17 protein-coding genes are annotated in these 17,674 nt (G+C 36.6%); 5 read left to right on the forward strand and 12 right to left on the reverse strand.

Annotated features, from left to right (window positions below):
* Positions 1-230: 230 nt before the first annotated feature.
* The 8 genes from F8162_RS06045 to hutP form a co-directional block, all read right to left on the reverse strand.
* The gene (locus F8162_RS06045; RefSeq protein ID WP_151634122.1) at positions 231-1,799 is read right to left on the reverse strand and encodes an FMN-binding glutamate synthase family protein; all 1,569 of its coding nucleotides are present in this window, start codon (positions 1,797-1,799) and stop codon (positions 231-233) included.
* Positions 1,800-1,866: 67 nt separating this feature from the next.
* Positions 1,867-2,994, reverse strand: coding sequence for an alkene reductase (locus F8162_RS06050; protein WP_151634120.1), 1,128 nt, complete (start codon positions 2,992-2,994; stop codon positions 1,867-1,869).
* A 563-nt stretch (positions 2,995-3,557) separates the two neighbouring features.
* Entirely contained in the window at positions 3,558-4,019 is a 462-nt protein-coding gene (locus tag F8162_RS06055) for a CarD family transcriptional regulator (protein ID WP_192797608.1), read from the reverse strand.
* Between the two features lie 281 nt (positions 4,020-4,300).
* On the reverse strand, positions 4,301-5,272 hold the full coding sequence (gene hutG / locus F8162_RS06060; protein WP_151634116.1) for a formimidoylglutamase: 972 nt from the start codon (positions 5,270-5,272) through the stop codon (positions 4,301-4,303).
* The gene (gene hutI / locus F8162_RS06065) at positions 5,251-6,522 is read right to left on the reverse strand and encodes an imidazolonepropionase (protein WP_151634114.1); all 1,272 of its coding nucleotides are present in this window, start codon (positions 6,520-6,522) and stop codon (positions 5,251-5,253) included. The genes hutG and hutI overlap by 22 nt, the downstream gene beginning before the upstream one ends.
* Before the next feature lie 12 nt (positions 6,523-6,534).
* Complete coding sequence (gene hutU / locus F8162_RS06070) at positions 6,535-8,193, reverse strand: urocanate hydratase (protein ID WP_151634112.1); 1,659 nt, start codon at positions 8,191-8,193, stop codon at positions 6,535-6,537.
* A 23-nt stretch (positions 8,194-8,216) separates the two neighbouring features.
* Positions 8,217-9,734 (reverse strand): histidine ammonia-lyase, encoded by a 1,518-nt coding sequence (gene hutH / locus F8162_RS06075; RefSeq protein ID WP_087982075.1) that lies wholly within the window; start codon positions 9,732-9,734, stop codon positions 8,217-8,219.
* A gap of 104 nt (positions 9,735-9,838) precedes the next feature.
* The gene (hutP, locus tag F8162_RS06080) at positions 9,839-10,279 is read right to left on the reverse strand and encodes a hut operon transcriptional regulator HutP (protein WP_000926521.1); all 441 of its coding nucleotides are present in this window, start codon (positions 10,277-10,279) and stop codon (positions 9,839-9,841) included.
* 194 nt (positions 10,280-10,473) lie between these two features.
* On the opposite strand from hutP, the gene F8162_RS06085 reads away from it, so the two are divergent.
* Positions 10,474-11,421, forward strand: coding sequence for a class I SAM-dependent methyltransferase (locus tag F8162_RS06085; RefSeq protein WP_151634110.1), 948 nt, complete (start codon positions 10,474-10,476; stop codon positions 11,419-11,421).
* Between the two features lie 13 nt (positions 11,422-11,434).
* On the opposite strand, the gene F8162_RS06090 is transcribed toward F8162_RS06085, so the two are convergent.
* Positions 11,435-12,007: a DJ-1/PfpI family protein gene (locus F8162_RS06090; protein ID WP_151634108.1), complete on the reverse strand. Its 573-nt coding sequence runs from the start codon at positions 12,005-12,007 to the stop codon at positions 11,435-11,437.
* The gene (locus F8162_RS06095) at positions 12,004-12,582 is read right to left on the reverse strand and encodes an AAA family ATPase (RefSeq protein WP_151634106.1); all 579 of its coding nucleotides are present in this window, start codon (positions 12,580-12,582) and stop codon (positions 12,004-12,006) included. The genes F8162_RS06090 and F8162_RS06095 overlap by 4 nt, the downstream gene beginning before the upstream one ends.
* 255 nt (positions 12,583-12,837) lie before the next feature.
* Between F8162_RS06095 and F8162_RS06105 the strand changes: the two genes are divergently transcribed.
* Both F8162_RS06105 and F8162_RS06110 read left to right on the forward strand, forming a co-directional pair.
* A complete protein-coding gene (locus F8162_RS06105; protein ID WP_000262403.1) occupies positions 12,838-13,134 on the forward strand; it encodes a hypothetical protein in 297 nt (98 codons plus the stop codon).
* Between the two features lie 103 nt (positions 13,135-13,237).
* Entirely contained in the window at positions 13,238-13,669 is a 432-nt protein-coding gene (locus F8162_RS06110) for a DUF2621 domain-containing protein (RefSeq protein WP_151634104.1), read from the forward strand.
* Positions 13,670-13,738: 69 nt separating this feature from the next.
* Here the strand turns inward: F8162_RS06110 and F8162_RS06115 are convergent, their stop codons facing one another.
* Positions 13,739-14,245, reverse strand: a complete 507-nt coding sequence (locus F8162_RS06115; protein ID WP_151634102.1) for a CcdC family protein — start codon at positions 14,243-14,245, stop codon at positions 13,739-13,741.
* A 90-nt stretch (positions 14,246-14,335) separates the two neighbouring features.
* A complete protein-coding gene (gene ccdA, locus F8162_RS06120; RefSeq protein ID WP_151634101.1) occupies positions 14,336-15,043 on the reverse strand; it encodes a cytochrome c-type biogenesis protein CcdA in 708 nt (235 codons plus the stop codon).
* Between the two features lie 485 nt (positions 15,044-15,528).
* Here ccdA and F8162_RS06130 point away from each other — a divergent pair, with 485 nt between their 5' ends.
* Together F8162_RS06130 and F8162_RS06135 are read left to right on the forward strand one after the other, a co-directional pair.
* Positions 15,529-16,437, forward strand: coding sequence for an EamA family transporter (locus F8162_RS06130; protein WP_151634099.1), 909 nt, complete (start codon positions 15,529-15,531; stop codon positions 16,435-16,437).
* An 88-nt stretch (positions 16,438-16,525) separates the two neighbouring features.
* Positions 16,526-17,671, forward strand: coding sequence for a M20 peptidase aminoacylase family protein (locus F8162_RS06135; protein ID WP_151634097.1), 1,146 nt, complete (start codon positions 16,526-16,528; stop codon positions 17,669-17,671).
* Positions 17,672-17,674: the final 3 nt, after the last annotated feature.

Genomic DNA, 17,674 nt, shown 5'->3' on the forward strand with positions numbered 1-17,674 from the left:
TTGTTTTCGCTTATGGTTCCCTACCTTAACAAACATTTTTTGTTCTTTCAAGTGAACAAGCACTTTTCCCTACATGTGAAAACCTTTATAAACGCCTTTATCCCAGTGTATTACCCGGCTTTCAAAAGAAATTAAAGTAAAAATATTCAGAAATTAAAAGGTGCCTATTTTTTAAAATAAAAAAGCCATACAAATGTATGACTTTTAATCTATTAAACATAGCTTAATTTCTATTTACTAGTAGGAAACAATTGTGAAAGAGGAACGATCCGTCCCACCTCATCTTTAAACACAATATGCTCTCTCGTTAAATGACGCGGACTCTTGACTCCCGCTGCTGCCGCAAGTGAGAACAAACTATATCTCATACTAACAACATAATTCATTACGCGCCATTTCTTCTCATATGGATCTAGCGCTTTTTGATAGTGCGGATTCGTCGTGGCAACTCCAGATGGACATTGCCCCGAATTACATTGAAGCGCCATAATACAGCCACTTGCCATCATAAATCCGCGCGCTGAATTTACAGCATCTGCCCCAATTGCTAAAGCAATTGCCACTTTATCTGGTGTAATTAATTTCCCTGAGGCAAACACTTTGAATTTGTCCCGAACACCATAATGATTCGCTGTATCAATACAAGTTAGTAACGCTGGAATAAGCGGCATACCCATACTATCTGCCATCGATTTATACGTTGCTCCTGATCCACCTTCTGAACCATCAATTGTAATGAAATCTGGATAGATGTTTAACTCTTTCATCGTTTTGAATAAATCCTCCAACGGCTCCTGCTGTCCAATTACAATTTTCATACCGACTGGTTTACCGCCATTTTCTTGCAAACGCTGAATAAAATAAAGTGTATCCGCTGCATTATTTAAAAATGAAAACCGATTCGGTGAATTAATTGTCTTTCCTTCTCGTACATTACGAACAGAAGCAATCTTTGCATTTACTTTTTGTCCTTCTAAATGGCCACCACGTATTTTAGCTCCTTGCCCAAATTTCAATTCAAATGCTTTAATATTACTTTCTTTCGCTTTCTCCATGAATTTCTCCATTGAAAAATTACCATCCTCATCACGGTACCCAAATAAACCTGGACCAATTTGCGCAACGATATTTGCACCTGTATGTAAATGTTCTGGTATTACACCACCTTCTCCCGTATTAATCCATGAACCGCCTGCCATCTTCGCCCCAAACCCACTCGCTAAAATGTAATTTTCTCCAATCGCACCGTAAGAAGTTGCTGATGCTCCAAACATGCCATACAGTTTCCATGGATATTTACGATTTTCACCGATGATAATCGCATCGTCTTCTTCGTATAACCAAAGATTCGTTGTATCCGCTGTCAATTTTTCTCTTCGTGAAAATAACCCTTCTTTATGAATCACATACTTTTTCCCTTCACGTTCTTGCGCTACATTCACACTTAGTTCATCTGTTAATATCGGAAATAATGTATTAGCAATATAGTAACCAGATGTATCAAAATCTCGTTTTGATCCAAAACCGAGTATTTCAGAACGGTACTTTGCTAGAAACATTACACTTTGAAAATCATAACGTGAAAAAGGCTTCCCGTCCGTATCATGATCAAACCAATATTGCCTAAATTCCGGCCCTATCTTTTCAAGTAAATAACGCATCCTTCCTAAGTATGGATGTAGCTTTAATATAGAATGATGCGTCCGTTTTTTAATAAAAAATGTAATAATAAAAAAAATGATTAATAGTAGCATTAATAAGAGCAATATACTAATAATAACGAGTAGCGTTTCACTCATCCCGCTTCCTCCTATGAAAATCCATAATAAAAGGAGAACACCTGATGCGTTCTCCTTTTATCTTTATTCAAATTAATGTAGCAAGATGCTCTTTCACATCATATTCAACTAAACTTTCAGCATTTTTAATTCGATGAACAAAATCTGGATTAGCAATTAAAGGTCTTCCAAATGCCGCTACATCAATTGTTCCTTCTTGCAACGCTTCTTCAGCCTCTTTCGGATTTAAATTCCCTACGCCAACGATTGTACCATCCCAATATTTTCTTACTAATTGATGAAAATTCTTTCCGTCAGCAATAACTGCTGTATAATTCATCGTAGAAGGGTGAATCATCGTTAATCCAACTTCTTTGAACATATTTACAAACGTTTCAATTGCAAGCTCAGGGTTTTCCCACATATAGGTAGGGTTATCACCTTTGAAAGCAGAGAAGCGAAGAAGTGTTTTATCCGCCCCAACAGCTTCTATTACAGCCTCCGTTACTTCTTTCATAAACGTTAGCTTTCGCTTTAAGTCTCCGCCGTATTTATCAGTACGCTTATTTGCAAACTCATAAGTAAATTGATCGATTAAATATCCATGTGCACCGTGAATTTCTACTCCATCAAATCCAGCTTCAATTGCATTCTTCGCAGCTCGTGCGTATTGACCGATAACTTCTTGTATTTCTTCTAACGTCATTGCTTCTGGCGTATCAAATGGTTTACGAAAACGCGGAACATTTCCCTCTGCAGCGATAGCAGACGGTGCTTGCGGCATTTGCCCACCAATTATTTCGTGATGACTCATACGGCCAACATGCCATATTTGAGCAATAATCGTTCCACCTTCTTTATGTACTGCCTCTGTAACAGGCTTCCACGAATCGATTTGTTCTTGTGTATAAATCCCTGGTACTCCTGGATTTCCTTTTGCTCTTGGGCTAATGACGATTCCCTCTGTAATAATTAATCCAACTCCATCAGCTGCACGCTTTCTATAGTACTCGACTACATCAGTACCAACGACTCCCGTTTCATGATTCGCGAAACACCTCGTCATCGGTGCCATTGCTATGCGATTACGAAGAGACCAAGATCCAATTTGAATCGAATCAAATAACTCCGTTTCTTCAATATTTTCAAAAGATCCCCAATCATTTATATTTGTTCCTTCATAAATACTTGCCGCTTTATTATTTGAACTTGTCATTTTTCTTCCCCCTAAAAAAATTCTTACTATAAACGCATCATACTTACTTTTAGATAGTAACGTCAATTTATACGCCTTCACTATCAAACATTCGAATATCAAAAAATAGAATGATACAACTAAAAAAAGGTTTCCTAGGCAGGAAACCTTTTTTAGTTGACCATATATGGCTAACATTTCGTTTATCTCTTCACATATAAAAAAACTTTAACAATAGAGGTGAAAGTGGTTCGGTATTCTTCTAAAAATAATAACTTATATAAACCTAAAACAATGAAAGCCCTACCTCTCTTTCATCCTTACGGCTCCTCGTCCGTGCCAGTGTGAATCAGGATTGCAAAAATCAAGTAACTATTCTATCAAAGTGTTTCATTAAACTTCGAACATTCGTAAAGAATTTTAAAAATAAAAATGGATTTGATTGTAGTAATAACAAAAGAGGTTAATGCTCTAAAAGTGGTTTGAAAGAGTTGAATGTCTTTGAAATGATTAATTTTCTATAATTATGCTCCCAAAAAATTCAAAATCTTTTTTGGGATGTAATACATTATTTGTAATGAATCTTAACAAAAGCTTTTTATTTGACTTTCTGTGATACCTTCAATTAATCCCAGTTCACTAATCAAAAATTCGTGTGCGTTATCTAACATTTTCTTTTCGCTTGCATTCAGTGCTTTTTCTTGCTGCATACGTAATAAATCACGTACAACTTCAGCACCTTCTTGTATTTTACCCGTCTTTATTTTATCAGTGTTCAATTTATACCTTTGTTTCCACGTAAGTAATCTATCAGATTCTCCATGTTGAAAAATATCCAATATGTGTGCTATTGCCGTTATATCTGTGACTGGTCGTATATTTGAGCTCAATATTCTCCCCGCCGGAATCATTACTTCCATATTACTACCCGACATTTTTATAACATAATACTGTTGTTTTTCTCCTGCGATTTCCTTCTCTTCTATGGCTTTAATTATACCTGCTCCGTGCATTGGATAAACAATGTTATCGCCAATTTGAAACAAATAATCCACCTCCATATATGGTAACCTTCTCAATCTTAACACGCATTCATTTTTTTAGCAAAATTTTTATTTTATCATAAAATTATTTTTCATGTCAATCCTTTCAAACTAAGAAAATAAATTCGTAAAATATCACTAAAAACCCGCAATCTTATTAACTTTTCCACACATATATACATTCTAATTTCACCTTCTCTTTTTACATAAAAACACATTACTACATATGAGTAGTAATGTGTTTTTTATACGGCATCGATAAATATTCTCTATTAATTTCACGCCTATATACTAACCTGCTTACGGACTGTTTCTCTCGCTAAAAGAAAACTCATAATCACTTGCGCAGCTACTCGACTCGTCATATCTCTGAAATCAAGGGTTGGATCAATTTCTACTATATCCATCCCTTGAACGAGCGGTTCTTTACCAAAAAATTCAATCGCATCCAGTAACGTCGTACTATCCATTCCACCAGGACCAATTGCTGGACAACCTGGTGCAAATGCTTGATCTAGTACATCCATATCAAGAGAAATGTAAATAGAAGTCACGCCTTGCTTCCTTAAAACTTCAATACTTTCCGTCATAATATTTTTTATTTCTCGCTCTCGTACATCTTTCATTGTATACACTGTCACGCCATGTTCTTTTGCATATTCATGGTACGCTCGTGCATTTGAAAAATTACGAATTCCGATTTGAACGAGTTGTTTTCCTGTAATGACATCATTTTCTAGTAAACTACGGAACGGTGTACCATTTGATGGGCCACCATCATCTAAATTACGTAAATCATGATGGGCATCAAATTGAATAATACCAACCTTCCCTTTACTATTTGCAAACCCTGTTATACTCGGAAAACTAATCGAGTGGTCACCGCCAAGAACGATCGGTATCATGTTCGGATTTACTTTCGTTATATGACCAACTGTTTTCGCAATTCGGTTATGACTTTCTTTTATATCCGTCACATGCATCGTAATATCGCCGCAATCATATAAGACACTTTCTTTCATATCATGTTCTTCTGTAATTGCGTACGTGCTATATGCATCTAACATCGCACGAATTGTTTTTGGTGCAAAACTTGCTCCTGAATGACTAATAGATGGTTTAGAAAGGGGTGCTCCAATTAAGGCAGCACCGAATATTTCTACACCTTCCTCCCAATCTTTAATCATCTCACTCCATTTCGTCACTTCACGATCGATAAACTTTGCATTCTTCTTTAAATAGTGGCCGTGCTCCACGATTGTTCACCTCTTGTATATGCAATATTACCATTCTTCCATACTGTATTCACATGACTTACGCCGTAATGATACGGTACGTAAGCATAATTATAAGCATCCCATAAAACTACATCTGCCTTGCGACCCACTCTAATTTTCCCGGCTACATCGCCCCGATTAATAGCATAAGAAGAGTTAACTGTTACCGCGTTCCAAACTTCTTCTGGTGTCATTTTCAGCTTCAGCATTGCGATGCTCATAATAAGTTGAATGTTTTCAGTTGGACAGCTACCTGGGTTAAAGTCTGTAGCTAACGCAACTGCAACACCTTCATCAATCATTTTACGACCGCGCGCAAAGCTTTCTTTATTTAAGTAGAAAGTTGTTCCTGGTAACAAAGTGGCTACTGTATTCGAATTTGCAAGCATTTCAATTCCTTTATCAGAAGCGCCAACTAAATGGTCCGCTGATGCTGCACCAATTTCAGCAGCTGCTTCCGCACCACCAAGAGGGTCAATTTCATCTGCATGAATTTTTACATCAAAGCCAAGTTCTTTCGCTTTTAATAAAAACTCTTTTGATTCTTCGACAGAGAACACACCTGTTTCGCAGAAAATATCAACGAATTCAGCTAATTGCTTCTCTTTCATTTCTGGCAATAAGTCTAACATCCATTGTAAAAATTCTTTCGATCTACCTTTATACTCTTTCGGAACTGCATGAGCACCTAAAAATGTGGAAACTAAATCAATTGGATGCTCTTTTTGTAATTGTGCGGTTGCCTCTAATTGTTTCCATTCCGTCTCATCATCTAATCCGTAACCACTCTTCGCTTCTACAGTTGTTACTCCGAAAGATAGCATACGGTCTAAATGGAATTTCGCTTTTTGAACAAGTTCTTCTTTCGACGACTGTTTCGTTGCATTTACAGTTGAAAGAATACCTCCGCCTTGTTCTAAAATTTCTAAATACGGAACTCCTTGTAATTTTAGTGCGATTTCATTTTCACGAGATCCACCAAATACAAGGTGAGTATGCGGGTCAACAAGACCAGGAGAAACCATTTTCCCGCCGCAATCAATAACTTCTTTCCCTTGTAACCCTTGAGCTTCTTCCGCTGTTCCAACGAAAGTAATTACGCCGTTTTCAATTCCAACCACACCGTTTTTGATAACAGGAAGCGTGTTCATCGCTTCCCGTCTTAACAAGCCATCTTCTTGATCCATTGTCAGTAATTGACCGATATTTATTAGTAAAGTGTCCAGCATGTTTTCTCCTCCTTATTTCATCATCGGAATGTTAACGCCTTTTTCTTTCGCAGTTTCCACAGCTAAGTCATATCCTGCGTCAACGTGACGAACCACACCCATACCAGGATCAGAAGTTAATACGCGCTCAATACGTTTTGCTGCTGCTTCTGTTCCATCTGCAACGATAACCATTCCAGCGTGAAGTGAATAACCCATACCAACGCCACCACCGTGGTGAACAGATACCCAGCTCGCACCGTTTACACTATTAATTAATGCATTTAAAATTGGCCAGTCGGCTACTGCATCACTACCGTCTTTCATCGCTTCTGTTTCACGGTTTGGAGATGCTACTGATCCGCAATCTAAATGGTCACGACCGATAACGATTGGTGCTGATAATTCACCATTTGCAACCATTTCATTAATGATACGACCAAATTTCGCGCGTTCACCGTAACCTAACCAACAAATACGTGATGGAAGACCTTGGAATTCAACTTGTTGACGAGCCATACGAATCCAGTTACATAAATGCTCATTATCAGCGAACTCACGTAAAATTACTTCGTCTGTTTTATAAATATCTTCTGGGTCACCAGAAAGTGCTACCCAGCGGAATGGTCCTTTTCCTTCGCAGAATAATGGACGGATAAATGCTGGAACGAATCCTGGGAAATCAAATGCATTTTTCAAGCCTTCATCGAAAGCAACTTGGCGAATGTTATTTCCGTAATCGAACGTAATTGCGCCTTTTCCTTGCATAGCAAGCATTGCTTCTACATGTTTTGTCATACTTTCTTTTGATAATTGTACGTAACGTTCTGGATCTTCTTCACGAAGTTTCGCAGCTTCTTCTAATGTGTAACCTACTGGAATATAACCGTTTAATGGATCATGAGCAGATGTTTGATCCGTAACTAAATCTGGCGTAATATTACGTTTCACTAGTTCTGGTAAAATTTCTGCCGCATTTCCTAATAAACCAATTGAAATTGGTTCTTTCTTTTCTTTATACTCGTTCGCAACTGCTAATGCTTCTTCTAACGATTCTGTATACATATCACAATATCTCTTTTCAATACGACGATCGATGCTGCGCTTATCAACATCAATAGCAATGACAACACCGCCGTTCATCGTTACAGCAAGAGGTTGTGCACCACCCATACCACCTAAACCAGCAGTAAGTGTTATTGTACCTTTTAATGAACCATCGAAATGTTGACGTGCCGCTTCGCCAAACGTTTCATATGTTCCTTGTAAAATACCTTGTGTTCCAATGTAAATCCAGCTACCTGCTGTCATTTGCCCGTACATCATAAGACCTTTTTTCTCTAGTTCACGGAAGTGATCCCAGTTCGCCCACTTCGGCACTAAGTTTGAGTTCGCTAAAAGAACGCGAGGTGCATCTTCATGTGATTTAAAGATTGCAACTGGTTTTCCTGATTGAACAAGTAATGTTTCATCGCTTTCTAACGTTTTTAATGAATCTACAATCGCCTGATAGCTTTCCCAGTTACGAGCTGCACGGCCAATTCCGCCATATACAACTAATTCTTCTGGTTTTTCAGCAACTTCAGGATCTAAATTGTTCATTAACATACGAAGTGCAGCTTCTTGAACCCATCCTTTCGTTTGTAACTCTGTACCTCTTGGCGCGCGAATTGTTTGTTTTACTTTTTCCATTTCAATCTCTCCCTTTTCTCATTTTATAGTGCTGCGTTTACATCTAATCTTTCTTTTATCGAATAATTCGTTTTTAACCAATACGCAATATTTTCAATATCCGTTGAGAATATACGGTCATTAGTAATAGAAGGTACTTGCTGACGACCTTGATGGTAGAAGCTCTTTGTCACTGTACTCATGTTTTCAATACCGCGATATTCTGCAGCTTGCATCGCACAAATCATTTCAATTGAAAGAACACGTCTTACGTTTTGAATAATTTGATGTGCATGGCGTGAAGCGATTGTTCCCATACTTACGTGATCTTCTTGGTTAGCTGATGACGGGATTGAATCAACACTCGCCGGATGTGCTAACGTTTTATTTTCAGAAACAAGTGACGCTGCTGCGTATTGCATAATCATTGCACCAGACTGAAGTCCTGGTTCCGGACTTAAAAATGGAGGTAAATCATTTAATTGCGGATTTACTAAACGTTCAATACGACGCTCTGAAATATTTGCAAGTTCCGCCATTCCTACTTTTAAGAAGTCCATCGCAAACGCAATCGGTTGACCATGGAAATTACCACCCGAAATTACTTTTTCTCCGCCATCAAAGATTAACGGATTATCTGTTGCTGCATTCATTTCAATTTCTAATTTTTCTTTCACATAATTTAAAACTTGCCAAGAAGCACCGTGTACTTGCGGGATACAGCGAAGTGAATATGCATCCTGTACTCGTAGTTCTCCTTGTTTTGTTGTTAATTTACTATCATGAAGGATGTCACGAATTCTGCTCGCTACTTCCACTTGCTCTTTATAACCACGTGCTTTATGAACATTTTCATCAAATGCATCAATAATGCCTTGTAACCCTTCAATTGTCATCGAAGCAATGAATTCAGCTTGATACGCCATTGCTTCTGCTTCTATATAAGAAAGAACTCCTTGCGCTGTCATCGCCTGCGTACCATTGATTAATGCAAGCCCTTCTTTCGCTTCAAGTTCAATCGGTTCAAGACCTTCTTCTGTAAGAGCAACCATCGCATGAACGCGTTTCCCCTTATAGAACACTTCACCTTCGCCTAATAATACAAGTGCAAGATGAGATAAAGGTGCTAAATCGCCACTCGCACCAAGCGAACCTTGTTGCGGAACGACTGGGTGAATTTTACGATTTACAAACTCAAGAAGCATATTTACAACAAGCGGTCTAACGCCAGATACTCCTTTAAGCATCGTGTTCGCTCGTAAAATTAACATGCCGCGTGATACTTCTTCAGGGAATGGATCGCCTATACCGCATGCATGTGACTGAATTAAATTATGTTGAAGTGCCTTTACATCATCTTTTTGAATAAGCACGTCACTGAACTTTCCAAATCCAGTTGTAATACCGTAAACGACTTTTCCGTCCTCTACAATCTTCTCAACAACTTCGCGGCATTCGGCCACCTTTTGCATACTATTTGGACAAGCTGTTACACCTTCCCCTTCAAGTAACAACCTCTTCATTTCTTCAATTGTCAATGTGTGTCCTGTTAACGTAATCATTCTTTTTTCCTCCTTAAAAAGGCAAAAGGGGACCTTATCTTTTTAAGACAGACTTCTGTCCTAAAAAAGTAAGGCCCCCTTCTAACTAATAGACTATGGGCAAATCATATGTGATTAATTCCTAAACCAATCGCCTCATGCTCAGATCCTTTTACAGGTGCACCAATCGTTCCATATAATGCAACAGCAACCCATTCGCCTTCTTTTTTTCCGTCGTATGGTGTACCGCGCACAATCGCAAAGCGAAGTCCTACTGTACGAAGAACGTCTGCTAACTGAATTTGACCTCTCGTCACTCCGTACAAAGCTTCCATTATTGCATGATAAAGTGCATGTGTTTCTCTGTAAACGTCTGTTTCAATAACTTGGGTGCTCTTAGCCGCTGTTTCCATTGCTGCTACAACTTTTTGCGAATTCATCGAACCCACTTTCCCCGTACAATACTTCCAACCTTTCGGAATAGATAATACAGGGCTTTCATTCTCATCCGCAAGTGCCAACAACATGGCCATACGACCAATTCGATGTGTTCCTTGAAGAAGCATGTGACTCTCTCATTTCTTTTAATTATTTGAATATTTCTTAATTTAAGAATATATGAAAACGGTTAAATCGTCAATAGTTTAAACTCACATTCAAACATTTTTTTCATCTCCTCCATTTGTGTACACAAATTATTCACACAAATTTTCCAGGCGTGCTATAGTCTCACTAACAGATGCAAAGGAGCGATATTTCAATGACGAAACGAAAAGATATTCATTTTCGAATTGAAGAAAAATTACTTGAAAGGTTCGAATCTGCACTCCATTACGAAGGGTTAAGGAAAACCGACGTATTAACACACGCGATTCAGCAATTTTGCACGAAGGTGGAATGCGAAAAAATGAATGATGTAAAACGCCAATACAACGTAAGTAATCATTTACAAACACGTATCGATACGCATAAACATTACGAAGAAAAACAAGTGAATTTAGATGAACTTGTCATGGAACATTTACATCTTCAAGGAGACGAGAAAATATTAGAGGTTGGTTGTGCTAATGGAAATTTTCTTTCCCTTTTACAAACTAACGGGCACAAAGGTCAACTAACCGGTTTTGATCAATCGAAAACGATGCTTTCTGAAGCAGCAATAAAGAATAGCATAATTGAATGGAGGCTAGGTGATGCTGGTAAACTCCCTTTCAAAGCTAATTGCTACGACTGGATCGTCGCAAGACATATGTTATACCACATGAAAGATGTCGAAAAAACAGTTCAAGGATTCCATAAAGTAATTCGCCTTGGTGGCTCACTTTTAGCTACAACAAATTCTAACGTTACATTACCTCGTATCGTTGAAATGTGTAACCGCATGTTAGACGCATTTGATTTGCCGAACACAACATCATCAGTCACTCCATTTTGTTTAGAAAATGGTAAAGAGATATTACAGTCTATTTTTCCAACTGTTGAAGAAACTATAATTCATAACGCTCTCGTTTTCCATCATGCTACTCCAATTGCAAACTATATTTCTAGCATGTTTCCGTCACTAAATATACCTGATAATACACATCTTCACGCCGAAATGAAGGAATGGCTAAAAGAAGAAGTAGAAAATGAATTGGCAATTCATAACGGTATATGGCGCGATCCGAAAACGTTAGCCATTTATCGATGTCAAAAAGAAAAAAGCTAGCATTCGCTAGCTTTTATACATTCTCAGGTAAAAGTTTCTCCATCATCACATTGCCCTTACCACCATAAAAATTTATATTTTGTTCATTTGCTACTCCAAAATAAGAAGCAATCGCTATTCCAAATGGTACAAATGCATGCCACTGTGCTGTAATAACATTTGAGTGTTGCACAACTTCTTCATACACAAAATTTTCTACTGGAAAACAATCTAACTTTTGATAATCTATAGTCGCTGTATAAGAAATCACTTTAAATAAACCTGCTCTTGCTAACGCATACGGTCCAGCACAAATCGCAGCTACTAATTTTTCTTTTTCAGAAAATTGGCGAATGACTGAAAAGAGAATATCTGCGTCTTTCATATGTACTGCGTCTCCCCCTGGAATGATAATCCCCTCATATTCTTCTACAAACACTTCACTTAATTCTATATGTGGTTGCACTTGCAAACCTGTTTCACTTACAATCAATTCTTTCGTTACACTCGCTGTAATGATTTCAAATTTATTTTTCAGCAACGCCGTAGCTACCGTTATTTCAAACTCTGCAAATGTTGGGTATACGAATAAAAGTATTTTTTTCATAACTTTCTCTCCTTCAACCATCTCATAAAATATATCTCTAAATCGGCCACTGTTAACCTATTCGTGTCCACATAAGTTACAGGAAATTGTTTATACCAGTCTTTTTCAGTTACTACTAATTTAAATTGCTCCTCAAATGTACTTCGCTTTCTTGCCCTATCATTATTTTTTCTATCATACAAATTCTTTTTTGAAACATCTAAATAAAAAATTGCATCTGAACGACATTCTCTTAATTTATACAATTCATCTTTTAATTCTGTTTCTATATCCCACTCTTTCCCTATCATCTTCGGGTAAAAAAGTGTATAAAATTCAATATCTTCAGGTCCACGATCAAAAATTACAACTGAATCTTTTACATTTTGAAACTCCTTTATTTTTGCTTCCATAAACATTTTTTGATTTATAATAAACCCTTCTTTTGAATTCATATCCAAATTTAATTGTTTTCGCTTTTCTACAATTGGATAAGGATTTTCATATATAACTGAAAGCCCATATCGCTCTAACCTTTTAGCCAATGTTGTTTTTCCACTTGCCATCGGTCCTTGGAGTGAAATTACATATGCCATTCCTCACATTCCCTTGCACTTTAATACATCTATAATATACAGAATTTTCAATACCATCAACAATATATATATCATCTTGTTTCTTATTCTTATCTAACTTATAATAAAAAATAGAGATTATGACGGACGCAAAAAATAATGTAAGCTTGGAAATCCAAGCTTACATTATTTTTTGCTTTCCCTTTTCTAATAAAAAGAGTATACTAGATTAGAACGTATGTTCTTAACAATTACATACAGTAAGGAGATAAGACAATGGTATACGACACAAAAGCAATTTCTTGGAATGAGTCTTTAAAACAACTTCAACGCCGCTATACAAACAAACAAGTTGACCGAAAAGAATTTGAAGATATTGAACTGATGGAATTCTTCCGCGATAACGACTACATTTCTTTACCTACACATATAAGCGGCCTATCAACAGCACGTTTTACTTCTTACTCTATTTTCACAACTGAAGATAAAGATCGTAAAGTTGGCACATTAATCATTGAATATGTAGAAGATGATAATAATAATTTATGTGTTGAACAACTATACTTCGTTTAAATGATAACGCTTGGTCAAAATGACCAAGCGTTCTTGCTTTCTATGAATCTCACTGTTTATAATATGAATAATAGAAAACCGCAATCATTAAGGGGGGATATACTTGCTCGAAGGATGGTTCAGTTGGTTCATTGTGCTATGGACTATTATTTTATTAGGACTTATGTCTATCGGTGGATACTTTATGTTCAGAAAATTTTTAAAACGACTACCAAAAGAAGATGGTATGTCCATTTTAGATTGGGAAGAGCACTATATTAATAAAACTAGGCATTTATGGGATGACGAACAAAAACAATTGTTAGAAGAGCTCGTAAGTCCTGTTCCAGAACTATTTCGTGATGTTGCTAAATCAAAAATTGCTGGCAAAATCGGAGAACTAGCATTACAAGAAAAAGCCTCTCAAATTACACAAGATTTAATTATTAAAGGGTATATTATTGCTACACCAAAGCGCGACCATAAATTTTTAGTTAAAAAACTGCAAGAAAAAGAGATTGATTATTCAAACTATAAGTCTTTGCTCGCAAAATAACTTCACATTATTTTCGATAAAAAGACAGCGCCTTTGACGCTGTCTTTTTATTTTATACATATACAGTTTTTAAGTTAATTTCATATCTTTTTCATTATAAAAACCATCTTCTTTTTCCATTTCCTTCTGTAATTTCGTAAAGGAACGGTACATCGCAATTCTCCATGACACAATCATCGCGAATGCCAGTAAGAAAAACATGCCACTAAGTTGTCCTAAATCAAGAGATTGGCTTAAATATGTTTTAAATACAATTCGTACGACAAGTAATCCAATTAATATAAAAACAAAGGCTTTTGAACGCTTCAAATAAATCTCTTGTCCTCTAATTTCAAATTTAGATGTTTTAATAAGAAAAATAGAGAAGATCAAACCGACACCAATTGCTTCTAACATTTCTGCTGGAGTTAATCGAAATTCTGGAAAAACAAACATCAATGCTCCCGTACTCATAAAAAATGGTGGAAGTATAATTTTTTTCAATGTTGCAGGTTTCTTAGCTGCTTTTAAACGAATAAACATCGCACCGACAGCCATACAAACAGCAACGATACTGGATAAAACAACTATGTTCATATTTTCTCATCCTTTTTTGTGGCTATATGCAAAATATACTTTCATTATATGCTTTTCCGTTAGTATTTCCAACATTTTCACAGAATAATACTAAAAACCGGTAAAACCACCAAATAAACTTGAGAAATATACGATAATTTTCGTCATCCAGTTAAAGTATAGGAAGATACCCATGACAATCATAACGTATCCCCCAATTTTCATGAATTTCATACTATTTCTTTTAATCCAAGACATTTTCGTAATAAAGAATGATAGCACGAAAAATGGGATAGCAAATCCAAGTATGTATGCAATCATATAAATCATTGCTGATTCTGGGTTCGTTGCTGCTAATCCAATGACAGATACTAAAATAGGTCCAGTACACGGCGTCCACCCTGCAGCAAAGGCCAATCCAATTAGAACAGATCCAAAATAGCCACTCGGACGATTTTTAAACGTAAATTTACGGTCTTGCATTAAGAATTTCGGTTTAAACACACCGACAATAATAAGACCGAACACGATGATAAATATACCACCTAACTGTCTAATTAAATCTTTATAATTTGTAAAGAAGCCTCCAATAAAACTTGTACCAAACCCAATTGCAATAAATATAATTGAAAATCCAAGTAAGAAAAACGCTGTATGTATCATACTTCTTTTGCGAAGCATTGCATTTTCTTCTTTCAAATCAGAAACCGACATACCTGTTATGTACGATAAAAATGCCGGATAAAGCGGTAAGCAACATGGGGAAATAAATGATAAAAACCCAGCGCCAAACGCTAAAAAAATACTAATATCTTGCATTATTCCACTCCTCTCTTTACATATTGTAGCAAAAACATATAAAAATACTATGAACAATTCGTGAAATCACTTTAGCAACGTGATAATAATAAAAACTACCATTTCACACTGTTTCTAAAAAAACGTTTTCATTTCCTTCTATTATATAGAAAAATCTCAATTCGACTACAAAACCTCTCTAACGTTATTAACATAACAAAGGTAACGTAGTTTCTCAAATGATTAGCACGATACGAGTACGTCTACATACATATTGCTTAAAAAATATTTTTTCAAATGCTGTCTTTATACAATATGAAGCTGATTTTATAATACTTCTATTATTACTAATTTCAAGATTATGCATAAATATCATACTTTTATTATTATTCTATAAAATGTCACACTTTTCTTTTATTTGACCCTTCATTTTTAATTTTGTATACTTCCCTCTAGTTATATATGTCCGTTACGGAACAATTTCATATAGATGGGAGGAATTTTTCATGCTTCGTTATTCTCTTTTAGTTTTATTAGGAGCGTGTAGCTATGGGATTTTAGCTATTTTCGTTAAACTTGCCTATGCAGAAGGATTTTCACTTGGAGAGGTAATTGGCAGCCAATATTTGTTCGGTTGGATTATTTTGCTTGCTATTACACTTCTATTTTCTAGACATCGTGTTCCATTAAAACAAGCGTTAATTTTATTCGTTGCAGGTACATCTGCAAGTTTTACTGGAATTTTTTATTATGGTTCATTAAAAACTGTACCAGCCTCTATTGCAATTATACTTTTATTCCAATTCGTTTGGGTTGGAATTATTATTGAAGCAGTCGCAACAAAAACATTCCCTTCAAGAGAAAAGGTTATTTCCGTTATTTTCTTACTTGCAGGTACATTTTTATCAAGTGGTTTACTAGAGAAATCAGCAGGTGATTTCGATATGACTGGAATCATACTAGGTTTATTATCTGCTGTTACATTCGCAACATACATTTTCGTGAGCGGAAAAGTTGCTGTTGAAGTACCTTCATTACCGCGCGGTGTTCTCTTAATGACTGGTGCTTTAACTTTAGTAATGATCGTATTCCCGCCAACATTTATTTTTAGCGGTGCAATTTCTGAAGGACTTTGGAAATACGGTTTAGGATTAGGAACATTTAGTATCGTTATTCCTTCTATCGCCTTTACAATCGGTATTCCAAAGATCGGTTCTGGCTTAGCGACTATTCTTGGTGCAGCAGAACTACCAGTTACAACAATTATGTCTGTGTTCGTTTTAAAAGAAGCTGTGCTATCTTCACAATGGATCGGTGTATCACTTATTTTAATCGGTATTGCAATCCCGCAAATTGCCTATGCAATGCGTGGACGTTATCGTAAACATCATACACACAAAAAATTGGCAGCATAAAACGGGAGAGGATTTTCATTTGAGAATCCTCTCTTTTCTTATTGTATACTTAATGTAAATACTTTATTTAAGAAAGAGGGCATGATAAGTGGCAGCAAATCGAGAGCAATTAACTGAGGCACTAATTTCTATTCGTCGAAATTTGCATGAGCATCCAGAATTATCATACGAAGAATTTGCAACGACGAAAGCTATAAAAAATTGGTTAGAAGAGAAACACATTACGATTATAAATTCTAGTTTAGAAACTGGCGTTATTGCTGAAATTTCTGGGAATAATAGCGGACCGATTATAGCAATCCGTGCTGATATTGATGCCCTTCCTATTCAAGAAGAAACAAATTTGCCGTACGCTTCCAAAATTCACGGCAGGATGCATGCTTGCGGTCATGATTTTCATACAGCTGCTATTATAGGTGCCGCTTATTTATTAAAGGAAAAGGAATCTTCTCTTAGCGGAACGGTACGCTTTATATTCCAGCCAGCTGAAGAAAGTAGCAATGGTGCTTGCAAAGTCATTGAAGCCGGGCATTTACATGGCGTTCAAGCTATTTTCGGTATGCATAATAAACCTGATTTACCAGTCGGTACAATCGGTATTAAAGATGGTCCACTCATGGCCGGGGTTGATCGCTTTGAAATTGAAATTCACGGAGTTGGTACACATGCAGCTGTACCAGATGCTGGAGTAGACCCTATTGTCGCGTCTTCTCAAATTGTGATGGCACTCCAAACAATTGTAAGCCGAAATATAAGTTCTTCACATAATGCCGTCGTCAGTGTCACAAACATCCATTCAGGAAATACGTGGAACGTTATTCCTGAAAAAGCAACGCTGGAAGGTACTGTACGTACATTCCAAACTGAAACACGTGAAAAAATCCCTGCACTAATGAAACGTATTATTCAAGGGGTTTCTGATGCATTAGGTGTAAAAACAGAATTTCGTTTTTATGCAGGTCCTCCTGCTGTTCATAACGATACATCTCTAACAAACTTATCCACCCAAGTTGCCGAAAAGATGAATTTAAATATCATCTCTCCTACCCCGTCAATGGCCGGAGAAGATTTTTCTTTTTATCAACAAGAAATACCTGGTTCATTCGTCTTTATGGGAACGGGTGGCACACATGAATGGCATCATCCAGCTTTTACAGTAGACGAGCGAGCATTACCGATAAGTGCAGAGTATTTCGCTTTACTAGCAGAAAAAGCACTCAAACAATTTGCATAAAAA

Source organism: Bacillus sp. CH140a_4T (assembly GCF_008923725.1).
Classification (GTDB): domain Bacteria; phylum Bacillota; class Bacilli; order Bacillales; family Bacillaceae_G; genus Bacillus_A.

Excerpts from the sequence above, each read along its gene's own strand:
- F8162_RS06085 (WP_151634110.1), top strand. The coding sequence starts at position 10,474 with ATGACGAAACGAAAAGATATTCATTTTCGAATTGAAGAAAAATTACTT.
- F8162_RS06090 (WP_151634108.1), bottom strand. The coding sequence starts at position 12,007 with ATGAAAAAAATACTTTTATTCGTATACCCAACATTTGCAGAGTTTGAA.
- hutU (WP_151634112.1), bottom strand. The coding sequence starts at position 8,193 with ATGGAAAAAGTAAAACAAACAATTCGCGCGCCAAGAGGTACAGAGTTA.
- hutH (WP_087982075.1), bottom strand. The coding sequence starts at position 9,734 with ATGATTACGTTAACAGGACACACATTGACAATTGAAGAAATGAAGAGG.
- hutP (WP_000926521.1), bottom strand. The coding sequence starts at position 10,279 with ATGCTTCTTCAAGGAACACATCGAATTGGTCGTATGGCCATGTTGTTG.
- ccdA (WP_151634101.1), bottom strand. The coding sequence starts at position 15,043 with ATGCAAGATATTAGTATTTTTTTAGCGTTTGGCGCTGGGTTTTTATCA.
- hutI (WP_151634114.1), bottom strand. The coding sequence starts at position 6,522 with ATGCTGGACACTTTACTAATAAATATCGGTCAATTACTGACAATGGAT.
- F8162_RS06115 (WP_151634102.1), bottom strand. The coding sequence starts at position 14,245 with ATGAACATAGTTGTTTTATCCAGTATCGTTGCTGTTTGTATGGCTGTC.
- F8162_RS06105 (WP_000262403.1), top strand. The coding sequence starts at position 12,838 with ATGGTATACGACACAAAAGCAATTTCTTGGAATGAGTCTTTAAAACAA.
- F8162_RS06045 (WP_151634122.1), bottom strand. The coding sequence starts at position 1,799 with ATGAGTGAAACGCTACTCGTTATTATTAGTATATTGCTCTTATTAATG.
- F8162_RS06095 (WP_151634106.1), bottom strand. The coding sequence starts at position 12,582 with ATGGCATATGTAATTTCACTCCAAGGACCGATGGCAAGTGGAAAAACA.
- F8162_RS06050 (WP_151634120.1), bottom strand. The coding sequence starts at position 2,994 with ATGACAAGTTCAAATAATAAAGCGGCAAGTATTTATGAAGGAACAAAT.
- F8162_RS06130 (WP_151634099.1), top strand. The coding sequence starts at position 15,529 with ATGCTTCGTTATTCTCTTTTAGTTTTATTAGGAGCGTGTAGCTATGGG.